The sequence below is a fragment of the Vibrio sp. 11-4(1) genome (assembly GCF_013048625.1).
Lineage (GTDB): Bacteria > Pseudomonadota > Gammaproteobacteria > Enterobacterales > Vibrionaceae > Vibrio > Vibrio diabolicus.
The window spans coordinates 318,410-335,984 of the sequence record NZ_VHSY01000001.1 but is presented as its reverse complement, the minus strand read 5'-3'; the positions used below and the strand labels follow the sequence as shown (position 1 = coordinate 335,984).

Sequence of the window (17,575 nt, the reverse complement as noted above, 5' to 3'; positions counted from 1 at the left end):
CTGCCTATTTTGTTTTTATATTGTTATTTAATCGACTCTGGGAGCGTAAAGTTATATAGCTCAGCAAGAGTGAATGGGTTTTTCTGCGTCAATGGAGTGATGCGTAAGCTTAAGTCCCTCCCTGACACTTTTATGTCACTGACAAAGCTGCCGTTATGAGTGTTTGTCAAGGTCGAGTCACCTAGCAATCTGTATATCGCCCATTGACCACTCTTATTTAAAACGTGCTGTCTACCTTCGTCTGTTACATCCTGGAGCGTGATACTAATATTGAAGTCACCATTTTGCGGTGGCCAGGCCATTTCACGAATTCGGCTTGGACCGTGGTAGTAACTCATATTGGTATCTGCAATTTTTAAACTGGCTCTAATTGCACTAGAGTCAAGGTCGAGTACTCTTGCACTAAACGGAATATGAACTCGGTTGGTGCTTTTATTAATTAATGTATCTCGAATGACATTATAGTTGCGTAGTTGCACTAGCAGAGCTGGAGAGATTGGCATCGTCTCACCATCTACCTGCTTTGGCGTCCACAAGTTCGTATCGTAGAACGGTGCAAAGTTTTTCTGAATAAATGTGTCTAACAAGCCACCTGAAGCAAATAGCAATTCGAAATCTTCAATTGAGATTTCCTCGGTCGCTGTTAGGTCAAATGGATATTTCCCCAATCCAATCTCTTTAAATTTGGTATAAATTTCACTGTACCACTGAGTTTGAATGCCTTTTGCAGACTCTGTAATCATTACTGACCAGCTTTGTTGAACTACATCTAGTAACCAGCTGCGAACGGGTTCTGGTGATTTTTGTGCAATCTGTTTAAGTTTGATTAATGGGTCCGCCTCAGTACTGTTCATTCGATGCTGTGCTGCTGCTAGCGCCGCCATTTGTGGATCTGGCGCGTCGGCGATGTCTTTCATGTAGGTGCGAACACGGCTCAAAGCTGCAACGGTCTCATCCCAAGGAGTAGGGGAGTTTGGTGTCTCACTCACTTGAAGCTGGTTTAATAGGTGAAAGGCTTGCTCAACACGTTGCATTAGCAAGTAATCAGGCTTTACCACTTCTTCTACGGCATCTGATGCAGAATCTGCTGCTGCCGCGAGTTTCGGGTCCAGTTTTGAAATTAGAGCGCTTTTTTCGCCAACGGGTGAAAATTGTGTGTTGGCATAGACCTGCTTCAATACCGTTGTCATTGGTGAAGAAGGCCCAGAGATTAAGTCTATCGCGTTGGTCAGGTCACCAACGTTGTCATAGTTTTGGACTTTGAGCTCACTCAGCGCATTACGCCAGTTATTGATGTAGTCATCAGTATATTTTTTTCGCACTTCTTCTTTAAAGGCTTCTTGCTCTTCGTTGGTAGGGATGACATGTTGCGATAGACCTAGAACCCAGTTGTCGCTGATTACTCGTTGTGACATTAAGTCCACGCGTGGTCGATAAAAGGTGCTGAAACCAGTGGAGGTATAGATCTTATCGACGATTAAGCGTTCGCTATCGATTGGCGTATTAAATACATTGCTAAACTCAAAACCGACGGCTCGTTGCAGATCTAATGTTCCTAAATCAATAGAGCTTGCTTCGTTTAAAATGCCTGCATACACGAGGTCGACATTCGAATTTGCAAGTAATGAGCGACGTGTTGCACGAACAAGATCCATGTTGATATCGATTGGAGCAAATTGTGTGCGAAAGTAGGCGTCTAAGTAGCGCATGGCCTGATCAACGACGTCACTTTGGTTACTCAAATCACTCATCATTTGGAGTGTTTGATGACGTAAAAAACGGATATCACGCTTAGATGGATCGTTAAGCATTAAATACCCCTTCAATAGAGGTAAAGCGCGCGTGAAAGCGTTTTGATTTTGTGCCAATTGTAGGCGGTAACCTTTCTCAATCAGAGGTATTAGCTGCTGAGCGACTTCCTTAAGTAACGCTTCGTAGGCAATGCGAGTGCTTTGATCCAAACGGCTAATATTGAGTGGTAATATTTCCTCATCTAAAGCCTTAGAACCTTTAAGCCATGCCCCATAAGACGGTTCTATCGCTTTGGTTGCATTTTCTAAAAGCTCACTAAATCTTGCATCGTGCTCTGCTTGTGATTTGTCATCAATACTTAGTAGTTGATTCATCACATGTAAATTACTGTCTAACGTAGTTGCAAAAAAGTAACCACCGCCAGCAAGCAGAATAATGGAGCCGAGTATGGCTAAACGGCTTTGTCTCTGAATTAGACGAAGATACGTCTTGTTTTCTCCCGCAAAATCGCTTTCAGGCAATATTTGCGAATCAATCAGAAAGCGAGAAAAATACGGTGTTTCCGTCAACTGGGTATGCTCAGAGGCGATAATTGGTAAGTTGAAGTAGTTACTACAACTTTTTGCTAGTAAATTGTATTTACGACCGCCTTGTAAACTTGAGCTAAAGAAAATTTCACGGATATCTAGCGAATAAACACCGTTGTTAACATCACACAGACGCTCTAGAACATAGCTGACTTCAGACTGACATAGCTCAAACTGCTTAGGGAAAGCGAGAATTGCCTGTTTCTCGTCGATATCTGTTGAGTTAGCTGATGCATCTAGCGCGTTACTTTCAAGTACTTTAACTAGATTTCGGTAGCTATCACGGTAGTATTCTGAAAAAACACCTTTGGCCTCTTTCAGCGGGATAGAAAGGAACTCTACACGTGTCTTAAGAGAGCTAAAGTGCATGTATTCTTTAAATCCATCTAACTTGTCTAGCTTCGACATAATTAGATAAATTGGTAATGCTGACGACGTTTTAGAGTTGATAGTGCTCAAGCGCTCCAATAACGACGAAATAGTGTACTCTTTTTGTTCTGGCTCAGAGACGATCATGAACTCGAAGTCGATGAAGAATAAACAGCCAGAAAATGGTTTTCTAGGTCGGTGGCGAATTACTTCTTCGATGAATGTATTCCATAAAGAAGCATCACTGCTTGATATTTCTTGAAACACTAAGCGTTGGTCAGGTTTGATGTATACAGCGCTGTCAGATTCGTACCATTCAAAAAAATCATTCTTAGTGGTTCTCGTGCGATCCATTGGTTTAATTGCACTAGAATTAAATAAAAATTGACGTCGCCCTGACCCTTTATTACCAAGCATCAGATAAATTGGTTTCTTACCTGAGTTAGCAAGAAGAGGTTGGATAACCATAGAAAGAGCTTCTTCCTCAGTTTCCAAATTTTGAGCTTTAGCGCTGTTCTTTTTTTTCAACCATAGTGTTAATTGAAAAGTGACGTAGAAAATGGCGATAACACCAAGGCTCAGCCAAAGATACAGTCTATCTGCATCTTTTAGAAAAAGAAGATAAATAGCGGTAATGGTTATCGCCACTAAAAGCGTTAATATAGTAGAAATCACAACTGGATTTCTAAACAGTTTTTGTTTGAACATAAGCCTAAAACTTCTTTAATTGTATTGTTATTTATTGTCAGTTTTTTCAGCTTGTAGCTGACTCAATTTATATAGGTAGATGTTCAGTAAAAGGGTTGCGCGGTCAATTTCCTTTTGCTGTGAATACTTTTCAGCGTATTCAATACGACCTAGAAGCGGGAATAGTGAGTTACTATATTCGTACGCCGTTTTAGAGTTCTTATCTACATTCTGTCTAGCTACGTTGGCAAACACCGTTCTTGCGTCTGAAAATCGCTTATACACATCCATAAACTGGTCTTCTAAATGGGCGCTCTGTGTCAAAAAGTTTTGACGTAACTGCTGGGCAGAAGATGAATCTGGATAGATTGCGATTAATTCATTGGTCAAGCTATCGAGCTCGCTGACGTTACTTACTTTGGCCGAGTCTAAAAACCAGTTATTCATCATAATATCTACGCGATTAATAGTTGGTGTTTTCAGTGACTGGGCATATTTTTTATTTTCGTAATCTAACGAGGCGACCAACTTTACAAGTTCATTAAGTGAAGCTTGACTAATTTTTTGCTCCAGCGTTCGATAGCGTTGTTGTTCGTACACAAAATGTGAACATATCGCCGTAACAATCAAGCCAATGATGAAGTAGATCATAAATCGGCCGGACTTTGTTGGGGTCGTTTTTTCACTGTTATTGAGGTGGGATGGCGAGTCCGGGGCAGGAGAGGGAGATACATTCACTTTAATTTCAGGTGTTGCCTGTGCGGAAGCAGCAGCGTTAGTATTTGCTTGTTTTTTCTCGCGTAACTCTATGGCATGTTGTTGTTCTTTTATCTGTTCAGCCCATTGATTTAAGATACGACGAATGCGACCAAATGAAGGCGCTTGAATACCGTAATGAAGGCGAAGCTCTTCCTCTATTCTTAAACACAACTGGTGCGCAGCTTCAATAAGTGGAAGTTCTTCCGGCAACGCACGGTGCTTATTAATACGTTTTTCAGTATGCTCCACCATCCATTCAATTGCGCTCATTCGTGCTTTTGACTTTGAATGTTCAGGGTATGCGGTGTTCCAATAGACGACACACACATCAAGCAATGAATTTAACCCTTCAACAAGGCCTCTTAGACCATCGTTATATGTTGATGCGACAGTGAAGTAGCAGCAACAACGTAAGTCTTTTGCGTGAGTGCTCAAGATTTTTTTTGAGAGTGTTTGAACCGTTTTCCAAGAGACTCTTCCGGTGACTTTATTAAGATTATTTATTTGACGTTTTATTTCGTCAAAGTCTTCAGAGCCATTAGGGTTAGAGCCGCTTGGGTTATTTTCATCGATTGGTCTTCGAGCGAAGTCGCTAAAAAACATAAGGCAAATTCCAACTGATCATATAGAAGTATTAAAGTATATAGGACTCCACTGCTGTTATATTAAATTGTAAGCAGTGCATTACCGAAGTGATTCTATAGATAAAAGAAGTTGTTTAGATAATAAAAACACTTAAAAAATAAATTAAATTATCCTTAGTGTGATCTTTGTTCATAATATTAATGTCAATAGTTCGATTTGTTTTTAAGGAGAACCTTATATATGACGAAGTCGATCTTTTGAGTTAATAAATGTGACTAAATTGTTAACTTTGTCTGTTTTTTGTTCGCCTGTGTTCTTTAAATTAGCCCTCTTAAATTGGTGGTAGAGCCTTCTTAATTTTTATTTAATTAAATAGGTTTACAGGCTCATTGCTTTAACTCAGTTCGGTCCATTAGTTTTTGTTTGTAGGTAAAATAACCAACCCTATAGTTGAAATGTATTAAGTTATAGGTGTTTTTTTAGGCTTATTGAAAAAGAGAATATAATTGATATCTTTCGCCTCTAAGTAGAATATCGGTTTTCCTAGAGGGACGAAATGCTAAAACCAAGTCAAATCGGGCTGATTTCAGCCATGTGTCTATTTTCTTCTTTTGCAGTCGCAAAGGGAGAGCGTTATGGACTCTCTGCCAGTATGTTGACTATCGATAGCATTAATTACGAAGAAGGTAACAGTGGTGAACAAGACACTCTAAGGTTTGGCTTGGTTCATTCTCGCCCTATTGATGAAAATAATAACCGTTGGCGCTGGTGGTTAGGGCTTAACTACCTAGCAGAAGATATCGAAGCGCCAGCTAGCGGTCTATATCAAGAAGTAACTAACTATGAACTTCGTGTTGTACCGCAATATGCGCTGGCTTCTTGGAGCGTTTTCACACCGTACGTAGGTGCTGGTTTATCTGCAGGTTACTCACAATATTCAAACCGTTGGCAAGTTGACCCAGAAGGTTACCGCTATAAGAGTGTCGAGGACATCGATCAGTTCGAGCTGGGTGCAGTTATCGCCGTTGGTACGGTCATTAAGCTAGGTAGTAACCCAGATGCTCATATACAAATCATTCCTCAAGCCTCTTATATTCTCCCAGTTATCAATGATGGGATAGGTGGGCTTGAACTGTCTGTTTCTATGCTATTTTGAGGTATATAGATGCACTCAAATCAGCTAGTTCTATTTATTTCTAAATGCCCAGAGGAATACACAGGTGTCAAGCACATTGAAATGCCCGAGAGTGGTGGTTCAATGGGGCGTTCACCAAGTTGTAGTGTGTCTTTAACCGATCACAACCGCTTTATATCAGGCACTCATTGCCTGATCAGTGTGTATGGAGATACCTACTATATTAGTGACGTATCCACTAACGGCACTATGGTTAACGGAAACAAAATACTAAAAAATCAACCTGTTGCGATAGTCGATGGCGATATTATTTCTTTAGGACAATATGAAATTGGCGTTTCTCTGGAGCATGTTACCTCGACACAAGACATTGCCGCTGATATAGCCCCTGATCGAGTATCCAATGATCCTTTGGTTAGCCTCGGTGACGCAGTTGTCGAAGAAGAAGAAAAAGTAGGCGCTTTAGAAGATTTGTTTATGGAGACTAAACAGGATGACATTGATTGTCATGATCCTGTTGCGCACCTTAACTTTTCAATGCAGCGAGATGATGATTATTTAATTCGTGACGATGAGCATCCAGAGCCTGAACAGCCTAAAACGGTGGAAAGCACACGTCAGGTAGTCGATGACAGTTTCAGCATATACTCCGAGTTTGATCAGCCAAGCCTCATCCCTGAAGATTGGATGGCTACGGAGACCAAGAGTAACGCATCAATAAATGGTTCGTTAGGGATAGAGGTAGAGAACGGTACGCCACATAGAGAAGATATTGTCTCAGAAGAGACGGTTCAACCCCAAACGACGATTCTAGATAAGGCAGTTCAAAGACAACATCGTGCACCTAACTCCACAGAGGCGATCGTCGAACATACTGCTAAAGGTTCAAAATGGGAAGAGATGACACAGTCATTTACTCCTTCTTCTCAAACTAATCAGCCACTTCAAATGCCTGCGGTAGAACCTACGATAAACAGTACGACTAAAGAGCAAGCGGGTATCGAAGCAACCGCCTGTTCTCAAGATATAGCACAAGCGTTTTTCGATGGTTTGGGTATTCGAAATCCCGAGCTAATGACGAATGAAGCTCAGTTGTTCAAACAAATGGGCACTTGTTTGCGCTTATGTATTGATAACCTGCAGAAAGAACTACACGAAGTAGAGTCCTTGAAAGAGGAGCAGAGTACGAGTGAGTCTAACTCTAACATTGCGGAGCTGATGCTGACTCTCAATAGCCAACATCTACTGGCTCCAAATGAACTGGTAGAACAAATGCTTGATGAGTTGAATGACCACCAAGTCACGTTTAATAAAGCGCTGAATGAGCTCATTTTAGAACAATCAGAGACGAACGATCCCGTTGCATTTGCTAACAAAGTGGCGAGTCAATCTTTGTTCTCAACGAAGTCAAAACTGTGGGGCGAATATTTAGATTTCTACTCTAACAATCGTCGCCTGCTCAACGAAACATCCTTAAAAGGGCTGATTAAGAAAAACTATAACAAAGTGATTAAGGGAAACCATGCGTAGTATCGCCGTATTACTCGGATTTGCCATGTTGTCCGGTTGTTCCATGTGGGATCAATTTAAAGAGTCCACGGGTATAACACCAGAAACTTCGTCCATTGAATTGGTTATTGAGGCGTCACCTGTACTCAATGTGAGAGATGGGGGGCAGTCATCTCCGGTCATTCTCCGCCTTCACGAATTAAATTCGCCAGTTTTATTCCGAAGCTTAGATTTTTTTGCGCTGTTTGAAAACGATAAAGCGTCGTTGGGTGATGAGTACATCAAACGTTATGAATATCAAATACAGCCAGGTGGAAAAGTTCATGAAATGCTAACGCTAGACCCTGACACTCGTGCCGTCGGTTTTTCTGTGGCCTTTCGTGATATTGATGGTTCGTCATGGCGTAAAGTTGAAGTCATTGAAGAGAAGAGCGAGTACTACATCAAGCTCAAGTTAGAAGGCAGTGAGTTAATTTCTGATAATACTCGCGGCATTGAACAGGTTTACTTTTAAGGGATAGAAACATGTCTTTATACAATCCAGTTGTTTGGCAAGATGGAATGTTCATGAAGCCGCAGCATTTTCAACAACTCGATCGTTCGCAAAGTAAACTGTCGAGTATGTTGAGCAACAACGCATCTCCTTTACATTGGGGGATTAAGCGTTTGGAAATAAATTCACAACTGCTAGCCCTCGGTAAAATTGGTATTACGCGTGCAGAAGGCATCCTACAGGACCGCACGCCATTTGAGCTTCCACTGCTCGCTGAACTACCAGAAGTGAAAGATGTGGATCCTTCGATTGCCGATAAAGTGGTTTATTTGTGCTGTCCGTTACCATCGGAACGTTCTGAGTTATTTGGCACTAAAAAAGACGGTGCACGTTATACGATGGAATCTCAAGAAGCGGTTGATGCTTGTTATGATTCGGAAGACATGGCAAATATCGTTGTCGGTAAGCTTAACTTTTGCTTAATGTACGATCATGAAGATAAAAGTGCTTACACGTCTATTCCGATCCTCAAGATCTCGGAAGTGAAGCCAGATGGTAGCGTGATCTTAGATGATAGTTTCATTCCTACCTGTATTGATATTCACGCATCTACGGTACTTAATAAGTTCGCGACGGAGTTTGCTTCTATGCTGAAGCACCGCGCAGAATCCATAGTTCAGCGACTGGGAGTGGTGGATCAACAAGGCGTATCATCAGTTTCTGACTTTATGCTATTGCAAGCGCTCAATAGATACGAACCCTTGTTTTGGCATTTTGCAAACACAGAAGCTGTACACCCTGAGTCTTTGTATCGAATTCTTCTTCAGGCAGAGGGCGAGCTTTCGACGCTGTGCTCGACGACACGCCGACCTATTGAGTTTACTAAGTACAATCATGGTGATTTAACTAGTTGTCTTTCTCGCGTTCTAGACAGTGCGAAAATGACATTGAGCGTGATGTCTGAACAAAGAGCAATTCCACTGACCTTAAAAGATCAGAACTATGGCATCAGAACGGCAGCGATACCTGACAATAAGATCATTGATACGACGACCTTTATCCTCGCAGTGAAAGCCGACGTAACCTTGGATGTCCTGCATACCCAGTTTGTCAGCCAAACGAAGATCGGCTCAATCGATAACATTCGCGACTTGATTAACCTTCAACTTCCTGGGATTGAGATTAAACCAATGCCAGTTGTGCCACGCGCGCTGCCGTATCACGCTGGCTATACCTATTTCGAGCTCGATAAAACGGGCGAAGAGTGGATGGCATTGAAGAACACTGCTGCGATTGCGATTCACGTTGCGGGCGATTTCGCTAACTTATCATTGCAACTTTGGGCCGTTCGTCTATGAGTTACGCAGAAACAGACGTCACCGTAGTCTTATTCCAACCAGAGCCTGGCAAACCAATGGAGGTAATGCCAGCGCCTGACTTATCGAGAAACATCGCAGTACAAGATCTATCTATCGACAACATGGGTATTAACCCGCTGGTGGATCAATTCTCATGGTTGATCGCCAGTCTGTCTTGTATGTCTTCGATCCCTTGGCTTGATGACCCGATGCCATTTCGTGAACAAGTGGCACGTGAGATTCGAAAAGGTGAACGAAAACTTAATGAAATGGAGCTCGATCGTGCTTCGGTTCTTGTTATTCGTTACTGCTTGTGTGCGGCGATTGATGAATCTGTTTGTCGGCAAGAATGGGGGGCAAATAGTCACTGGAGCCAGAACAGCTTACTGTCTGAATTCCATAACGAAACATCTGGTGGTGACAAGTTTTTCGTTATTCTCGACCGCTTAAAAGCCGACCCTCGCAAATACCGTCACGTTATAGAGTTTCTCTATTTATTGCTTCAACTTGGTTTCCAAGGCAAGTACGGCCGTGAAGAGCGTGGTAACGAAAAGTTAGCGGAAATTGGCAGCACCATTTATCGATTAGTGCGAGATGACCGCCTAGCAGAACAAGAAAAAGTTTCTTTAATCAACCTTAAAGCTAAATACCTAAAGAAGCCGTTAAAAAGGGTAATTTCACCCAAGCTGATCTTGAGTCTTAGTGCGATTACGTTTGCGCTTATGTATGCGGCAACCTACATCGTCATAGACTTAAAATTCCAGCAACTGCTTGAAGTGTATAGATAACCAGAAATCTAAAAATGAGATCTTCTGCCAGTTTTAAGGTTTGCTGTGAATATCACTGGTCTTTTAGTGAAATTCACTAGTCATTTAGAGAGATTGCAATGTGCGATCTCTTTTATCATTCAATCAATAAAATTCAAATGGATTGGTTATGGGCGTAACAGTTGGTGCGAATGGACTTTCGATAGTTCATAAAGGCTCAGGTGGTGAAGCGAATGCAACGCTCCCAGATGTTTGTTTAACTAAGGTCGGCAAGCCAGTCGTTCCTATCCCTTATGGCAACAATGCTAAATCAGCAGACCTTGCTGGTGGGACTACGACGGTCTCTATGGATGGCGGTAACAGTGTTGCTATCAAGGGCAGTACGTTCTCAAAAAGTACCGGCGATGCGGGCGGTGACAGAAAAGGCGTTGCCTCAGGCACGATAGAAGCCGAAGCAAAATTTATTTCAGCTTCACCAACGGTTAAATTTGAGGGCAAAGGCGTATGTCGCCTGTCCGATCAAATGACCATGAACAAAGCCAACACCATGTGCTTGGGCGGTGCACAAAACCCATCGGTTTCTGTTACAGAAGAGCAGGAAGGGACGTATACGCTGGATATAGAATGCAAATATCCAAATGGGCTCCCTTACTCTAATGCACAATTTTCTTTAGTCGAACCTTCAGGTGCTGTCATTGGGAGTGGAGTGCTGGATTCTAGCGGAAAAGCATCTGTTAATGGTCTCGCTCTAAAAGAATGCAAGTTAGTGCTCAGCGAAACTCAAGACTCTTACACTCCGAACCAATCTTTAGCTGAAAATATTGTGACGGAAACTTACCCTGATCCGAATGATTTTTGTACGTTTGTCGCAGGTCGCCGCTCGCCATTTTGGGAAGATCGTGTTGGGGTTGCTAATGACTGGGGCATATTAATGTCCCCATCCTTCAGTGATGATGACTTTAAAGATATTGTGTTAGAGCAAAGCCGTATATTGTCTCCTCATGCGATTAGTCAAAATCACTCTAAAGACTTTTCTGATGCTTATGTTTCGGCACTTTATCACATCCAAACTGATACAACTACGCTAGAGAAATATGAACCTTTAGTTGAACTGCTCTTGGAGCAAGTGCACGAAAATGGCGATATATTGAGAGTCTTATATCAAGCTGATGTGTTTGAGCCTCCCTATGAATTATTAGCGAAGCTTCGCTCTTTAGGGACTGGGAATACTGTGAAGTATTTGCAGTTTGTTTTATGGACGTTGATAAACAATCAAATCTGTTCATACATCGATGAGCTAAACAGTGAAATCATCGGTCGTTTAGATTTCATACAAAGCCAAGCTTCTGCAAGATCGTTGAGTTCTGTTGAAGAGGGTATAAACGGTTATAAAAAAGCACTTAACCACTTTAAACAAGCACTTCCTGACGTCATTAGCCAAATTTTCGAGACCAAAAATGACACCCTAATCTCTATATCGGCAATGGCCCTTGGGAGTACCGTTAACATAGCGAGCCAATCTAGCTTTGCTACTAATTTAGGTAGGGTTAATGCGGTGGTGTACACGAAGTCAAACAATTTGAACCGCCCATCATTTGTCACTTTTGACGATAACTTTTCTGACTAGGACATTTAAATCATGGATGCAGTTTTTCCGATAGCGCAACGAGAAGGTGACGCTTACTACACGCTCAGTGATTTTACGAAATTGTTTGCTCAAGCTAAGAGTGGTCGTTATTTAATAGGACAAGGATATGGTTGGCATAGTGGCGTTCACTTAACATCAAAAATGTTACCGTGGGGGAAAGGGCTCAGACCTATTCAAGCGATGCTTGATGGAAAAATAGTGGCATTTCGCATAAATCCTGATTACCTAACATCAACGTACCAAGAGCAAGAGTTTAAATACAGTAATAACTTTGTGCTTATCGAGCATGAGGCTGTAAATCCCGAAGATAGTGAAGATGTATTTAAATTCTATACACTTTATATGCACCTTGCGCCACCTTCAGATATTGGCGCTAATTCATCAATAAACACGCGTTATCGCTTACAAGAAAGGCGTAATGTACGCATTTTCGAACATAGTGATGTGCCTACTAACTCTAGCGTAAAAGTAAAAAAACGGTCGATGTCTAAAGGGACATTACTTGAATACTTGTATGCTGAAGAGAAGGAAACCCACCCATACCAGATCGGCAAAAATACCTACAAAATGATAAAGTGCCGTGTGGTAGAGAATGGTGAATCGGCAAGTGGTAGCGAAAAAGCACTGTTAAACAAGATTGTTTGGTTTGCTTCGGGTCTCAATAGTGACTTTGACATTTTAGAAGATTCCTCTGCTGTCCTATCAGAACCAGTTTCAGAACCTAAATGGATGTCGGACAACGCGGCAATGATTAGGGACGGTAGTGTGGTTTGTTTACTCCCGATCTTATTTAGAGAGGGAATAAAAGTTTCAGCTGGGGAAGATATCGGCTACATGGGACTGCACGAGTACAGCAACGATGCAATAGGAACTAAGAAAGACGATAATCGCGTGCATATCGAGATGTTTTCTTTTGAGGAGCCGCCCGAATTTTTCAAAAAACAGATTTCTCCCAAAAATGCGGAAGAAAATCCACTGGTCGTTCTCGATGGATCCGATAGTAGTGGTGCCGTTGATATGAGTAATTCGTTTATTCAGCAGTTACTTGAATCTGTGACAGAAGATCAAGTAACGGATTTTTCCTCGTTCACTGCTCGTGATGCCAAAGTATACTTAGATGGTAAGCGTAAACACTTTGAGCGATTTATAGTGAAACATCCTACAGATTGGCATACAGAATCGTCACAAAGTCTTTATGAATCAATCCATCAGACCGCTAAGGAAGCTCTAGATATTAAGTGCTCCGCTGGTTTTGTGACTGAAGAAGACTACCGTAACTCCCCATGGCGCGATCAAGTGATGGATAGCTTTGATCTGTTCTCGCAATTCGAACTGAAAAGAGCAGATAAGTTCTCATGGATGCAAGATTTACAAGGTGGTCTACAACTAGGTGGTGATAAGAGCCTTTGGCATTATTGGCCTTTTATTATTAATACAAGTATTAAGAGTTGGGCCAATACTACTTTTGGAAATTTGGTCGGGAAAGTTGAAACGAGGAATGATTACTCCGCTTATAATCAAACCTATCCTAAGTTAAGAGCATTTTATAATACTAATCTCAATCAAATGACGATCAAAGAGGTTATGGAAAAACAGAAATCTAGAGAAATATTTGCAGCAGGGAGATTTCAGTTAATTCCAACCACTCTTAAAGATGCAGTAAATTACTTAGGTATTGATATATCAGATACTTTCTCTCCAGAAGTACAAGATAGAATTTTTGATGAGTATTTGATTACGAAGAAGAGACCAAATATAATGCGATTCCTTAGAGGAGAGGGAAAGATTGAAGATGCTATTTATGATTGGGCAAAGGAGTTTGCTTCCGCTGGTGTCGAGAGAGGAAGAAAAATATCAAAAGGAAGAACAGCTGTAGGTGGTGAATCATACTATTCAGGCGATGGACTTAATAAAGCTCATATTTCACCAGAAGAAATGAAACGCTCATTAGTCCAAGCCATAGAGGAGATGAAATGAATAAAGTTATTTGGTTAGTATTAATTTTTATTATATCGTTTTTTGTTCAAAGTAGCGAAACGATGAATGTTGATACGAACAATGAAAAAATTGATTCTACTGTCGAAAATATAATTCAAGAAGGTCTAGCAACGGGTTTTAACTTCGACTTGAATAAGTTGGTTTTTACGTATAATTGTGGTGGTGGTGCGATCTGTGGAGGAGTCTATCTACCTGAAGTAGGAATAGTTGTAAACTTTCCTGATAATTATATAGTTGATGGACAAAAGGAATTTGAAGTTAAAAACTCGATTAAGTCAGAACAACTGTGTATTTCTGGGGTAAGTGCATACGATAAGACTATATATGAAAACCAGTGCTACATATTAGATGGAAATGAACTTATTAAAAGCAAATAATTATGATTGTCGTAATTAAAAATCAAGTTTTTAATTTGTACAGAGAATAATTTTAGAAAGCTATCCTTGGATAGAAAAATTTACTCCTTTGAAATTTGAAGTAAATGAAAACAAGAATGCGTACTTCTCATTGACAAGATGTGGCGGACGGTTGAGTGTCGTTGCTAACTCCGTTGACATGATTGAAGATGAAAATGCTGTTGAATACTACTGTGAATTGGGAACTGAACAGCTCTGGACCCTAACGTTAGATTATAAATAAAACACGTAAAGCCTAATGAGTTTGAAGCTTGGGATTAAATAGCAATATATTCCAGTGAGAGCCTAAATAAAATTCATTGTAATAAAGAGTTAGCTTTTCTAGAAAATTTACTCGAGACGTTTGGATAAGAAATGTTCAGATAAAAAGCGCCGAAAGGCGCTTTTTATTTTCTTTAAAATAAAGTATGGTCTCCCTCCTTTTAAAATGATAAGTGTTGAATAATTCTACAGTGGTTAGGTAAATGAATAAAATAACTAAACTCGCTTTGGCTTTGTCCGTATTGACATCTGTTGTTGGGTGTCAACTGGTGTCAAATACGCCGATGCAATCGACAGCAACGAAGGAAATAATTGAAAAAGCAAAGGCAGAGTTTGATGGACAACGTTTTTATAAGTTGAATGAATATGATCAAGAAATCAACGTTTCAGATGACGGGGTCATTACCTTCAAGTCTTACTTACCACGCAGCGGCGGCTATGAATGGGTACCAATTGTGATACGCGATACTAGTTTTCGTGTTTCTTGCGATTATTTCAGTGAATATGTTGAAGCTGGAATGGTTGTTCAGGTTCAGTTTGTAGGTAAACGCGGGCGCATTGAAAATTACGACAAGCAACGTTGTGAAGAGTTTGGTGAGCCAACATGGCAATAAGAGCTATAGATAATTAAAGCGCCGACAGGCGCTTTTTATTTACGCCTTAATTAACGTTAGAAGAGGTTTAGACCAATCTTCGGAAGATTAGGCAAGCAATGCGTAGTATCTGGTTAACGAAAAAATACGAAAGTTGCAACAATGTACGTGTCAGTAAAGTAGGAGCGATAAAGCCTCCGCGTACTGTACTCATCGTGTGTTACGTTAATTAGGAGTGTCTACCATGAAAAGCCAGAACGACAATCAAGCAAGTTACCAAGATGAACCTGATGAAGGTCGTCGCAATATGATGAAAATGACGGGTGCCAGCGTGGTTGCTATGGGAGTCGGATCGCTCTCAACGAGTTCTGTTCAAGCTGAGACGCAAATAAATCTTGGTGACACCTGGGATAAAACATTTACGAAAAGTAACCAAGTTCAACATCGCAAAGTGAGTTTTAAAAACCGTTATGGCATCACGTTGGCAGCGGATCTTTATCAACCTAAAAATAAAAGTGGCAAGCTTGCGGCTATCGTCATTAGTGGTCCATTTGGCGCTGTGAAAGAGCAGTCTTCAGGGTTATATGCTCAAACATTAGCCGAGCGAGGCTTCATTACTTTAGCGTTTGATCCGTCGTATACCGGAGAGAGTGGTGGTGAACCAAGAAACGTTGCATCACCTGATATCAATACAGAGGACTTTAGCGCAGCTGTGGACTTTATTGGCCTACAGAAAGACGTTGATCGTCAGAAAATTGGTGTGATAGGCATATGTGGTTGGGGCGGCATGGCGTTAAACGCAGTTGCTGCAGATAAACGCGTCAAAGCAGTCGCAACCAGTACGATGTATGATATGACCCGTGTAATGTCTAAAGGCTATAACGACAGTACGACGTTTGAGCAGCGCACGCAAACGTTAGAGCAGCTAAGCCTGCAACGATGGGAAGACGCCGAAAATGGAACACCTACTTACGGGCCAGTATCGCTTGAGTTAGTTGGAGGTGAGCCCCAATTTGTTGTTGAGTATGCAGCCTATTACAAGTCTCCTGAACGTGGCTTTCATCCACGAGCGATTAACTCAAATGCAGCATGGACACTCACAACGCCGCTGTCGTTTATGAATATGCCAATTCTGACCTACATTGAAGAGATATCTCCACGCCCAGTGTTGTTCATTCATGGCGAAAAGGCGCACTCTCGCTATTTCACTGAAACGGCGTATGAAGCGGCGGCAGAGCCTAAAGAATTGATGATCATTCCAAATGCGAATCATACGGATCTCTACGATCAATTGGATGTGATCCCATTTGATAAATTAGAGAGCTTCTTTAAGGTTAATTTAGTTTAGATCGCACTCTAGAAGACAACTGAGGAGCGGTTACTATTGTGCTCCTCAGTTCCTATTGATTGAAAAATTCTCTAGATTCTCGGTGAACCATTACGGAGAGTATTTCATTATTATACTCACAAGTCGGTATGAACTTGTTTTGTAGAAAACGCTAATAAAATCGCTAAACAGCTACATGCTAATAGAACGACACCTAAGTTTTGTACTGTTCCAGCCATCGCTAATCCTGTCCCGATCATGATGTAGTACATGAGCCCAAATAAAGCGCCTGCGCTACCTACCTGTTGTTTATAATCAACGAGTGCGTCACTGAGTATATTGGGTATCGCAATCCCATACGACATGACAACTAACATCATTGGAGCAACAAACCAGATTGATTGGCTCAGAATCAACACACCGACTGATCCCAAACTAAGCAATACTGCTGAGAGCCAAAGTAGTTGGCTTTTTCGAACATTTTTAGACACTAGGGATTTGTTTAAATAACTCCCAAGCAGAGTGCCTAACCCCAGTACCATGCCACTGTATCCAAATTGTTCGGAGCTATACCCAAGTGCTGAGAAAGTAAATGCGCCAAGCTGGTAATAAGAAAATAGAGCAATGTTATACAAAGCAACCAGTAATCCTGAGCGCCAAATTCGCGCGTCTCTTACCATTTTCCAGCTAAGTTGACGCAACCGTACTGGTGTCTGTTCTTTCTGTGTTTCAGGAAGCTTAATAACGTTATAAGCGAGCAATAATAACGCGATTAAAAACAAGGCAAAAAACACATAACGGTATCCACCAAGCGCTGTAAGCTGCCCGCCTAATAGCATGCCAACTACCGGGCTGATTGATATACCCATCCCCATTAAGCTGAAGACTTTACTCAGTTCTTGACCATCAAATGCGTCACGAAGCATCGTCTGTGTGACAACGGAACCTACCGCGATACCAAATGCGCTCAGGGCTCGCGCAGCCATGACAACAGCAAAACTCTCGGTTTGAGTTGCGAGTAAAGACGCACAACTATAGATAAAGAGCCCAATAAGCATGGTAGGCCTTCTTCCCAGTTTATCTGCGAGCACTCCCCAAACTACAACGCCAATGGCAAAAGCTAGGAAGTAAATCGACAATGTTTGGGCTGCTTGTGCGTGGTTTACATCAAATGATAGAGCGATTGAGCTCAACGCTGGACTATAGATGGTTTCTACAATTTGTGGAAACATCAACATAACCAGCATGAGCCATAAAGAGGGCTTAGTATTCATATTGTTACCCATCGTTAATGAAGTTGGCGGGCAGTATAAATGAGGCTATGATTGATC

Annotated in this window: 13 protein-coding genes; 10 read left to right on the top strand and 3 right to left on the bottom strand. The window is 41.4% G+C overall.

The window, feature by feature from the left end:
- Nucleotides 1–23 precede the first annotated feature (23 nt).
- Both tssM and FKN16_RS01395 read right to left on the bottom strand, forming a co-directional pair.
- Nucleotides 24–3,416: a type VI secretion system membrane subunit TssM gene (gene tssM / locus FKN16_RS01400; protein WP_170901832.1), complete on the bottom strand. Its 3,393-nt coding sequence runs from the start codon at nucleotides 3,414–3,416 to the stop codon at nucleotides 24–26.
- Between the two features lie 27 nt (nucleotides 3,417–3,443).
- Nucleotides 3,444–4,757, bottom strand: a complete 1,314-nt coding sequence (locus FKN16_RS01395) for a type VI secretion system ImpA family N-terminal domain-containing protein (protein ID WP_109169817.1) — start codon at nucleotides 4,755–4,757, stop codon at nucleotides 3,444–3,446.
- Between the two features lie 538 nt (nucleotides 4,758–5,295).
- Between FKN16_RS01395 and FKN16_RS01390 the strand changes: the two genes are divergently transcribed.
- The 10 genes from FKN16_RS01390 to FKN16_RS01345 all read left to right on the top strand — a co-directional run bounded on the left by FKN16_RS01390 (nucleotide 5,296) and on the right by FKN16_RS01345 (nucleotide 16,265).
- Nucleotides 5,296–5,895 (top strand): hypothetical protein, encoded by a 600-nt coding sequence (locus FKN16_RS01390; protein ID WP_005392629.1) that lies wholly within the window; start codon nucleotides 5,296–5,298, stop codon nucleotides 5,893–5,895.
- Nucleotides 5,896–5,904: 9 nt separating this feature from the next.
- Nucleotides 5,905–7,404 (top strand): FHA domain-containing protein, encoded by a 1,500-nt coding sequence (locus tag FKN16_RS01385; protein WP_170901831.1) that lies wholly within the window; start codon nucleotides 5,905–5,907, stop codon nucleotides 7,402–7,404.
- On the top strand, nucleotides 7,397–7,897 hold the full coding sequence (tssJ, locus tag FKN16_RS01380; RefSeq protein WP_005392625.1) for a type VI secretion system lipoprotein TssJ: 501 nt from the start codon (nucleotides 7,397–7,399) through the stop codon (nucleotides 7,895–7,897). The genes FKN16_RS01385 and tssJ overlap by 8 nt, the downstream gene beginning before the upstream one ends.
- Before the next feature lie 11 nt (nucleotides 7,898–7,908).
- Nucleotides 7,909–9,234, top strand: a complete 1,326-nt coding sequence (tssK, locus tag FKN16_RS01375) for a type VI secretion system baseplate subunit TssK (protein ID WP_006741084.1) — start codon at nucleotides 7,909–7,911, stop codon at nucleotides 9,232–9,234.
- Entirely contained in the window at nucleotides 9,231–10,022 is a 792-nt protein-coding gene (gene icmH, locus FKN16_RS01370) for a type IVB secretion system protein IcmH/DotU (RefSeq protein ID WP_006741083.1), read from the top strand. The genes tssK and icmH overlap by 4 nt, the downstream gene beginning before the upstream one ends.
- A 148-nt stretch (nucleotides 10,023–10,170) precedes the next feature.
- Complete coding sequence (locus FKN16_RS01365) at nucleotides 10,171–11,628, top strand: DUF4150 domain-containing protein (protein WP_170901830.1); 1,458 nt, start codon at nucleotides 10,171–10,173, stop codon at nucleotides 11,626–11,628.
- A gap of 12 nt (nucleotides 11,629–11,640) precedes the next feature.
- A complete protein-coding gene (locus FKN16_RS01360) occupies nucleotides 11,641–13,626 on the top strand; it encodes a hypothetical protein (protein WP_170901829.1) in 1,986 nt (661 codons plus the stop codon).
- Complete coding sequence (locus tag FKN16_RS01355; protein WP_170901828.1) at nucleotides 13,623–14,024, top strand: hypothetical protein; 402 nt, start codon at nucleotides 13,623–13,625, stop codon at nucleotides 14,022–14,024. The genes FKN16_RS01360 and FKN16_RS01355 overlap by 4 nt, the downstream gene beginning before the upstream one ends.
- A 503-nt stretch (nucleotides 14,025–14,527) precedes the next feature.
- On the top strand, nucleotides 14,528–14,938 hold the full coding sequence (locus FKN16_RS01350; RefSeq protein ID WP_053807869.1) for a hypothetical protein: 411 nt from the start codon (nucleotides 14,528–14,530) through the stop codon (nucleotides 14,936–14,938).
- Nucleotides 14,939–15,161: 223 nt separating this feature from the next.
- Entirely contained in the window at nucleotides 15,162–16,265 is a 1,104-nt protein-coding gene (locus FKN16_RS01345) for an alpha/beta hydrolase (RefSeq protein WP_048624901.1), read from the top strand.
- 116 nt (nucleotides 16,266–16,381) lie between these two features.
- Here FKN16_RS01345 and FKN16_RS01340 read toward each other — a convergent pair whose 3' ends face one another.
- Nucleotides 16,382–17,518, bottom strand: coding sequence for a multidrug effflux MFS transporter (locus FKN16_RS01340; protein WP_170901827.1), 1,137 nt, complete (start codon nucleotides 17,516–17,518; stop codon nucleotides 16,382–16,384).
- Nucleotides 17,519–17,575 lie beyond the last annotated feature (57 nt).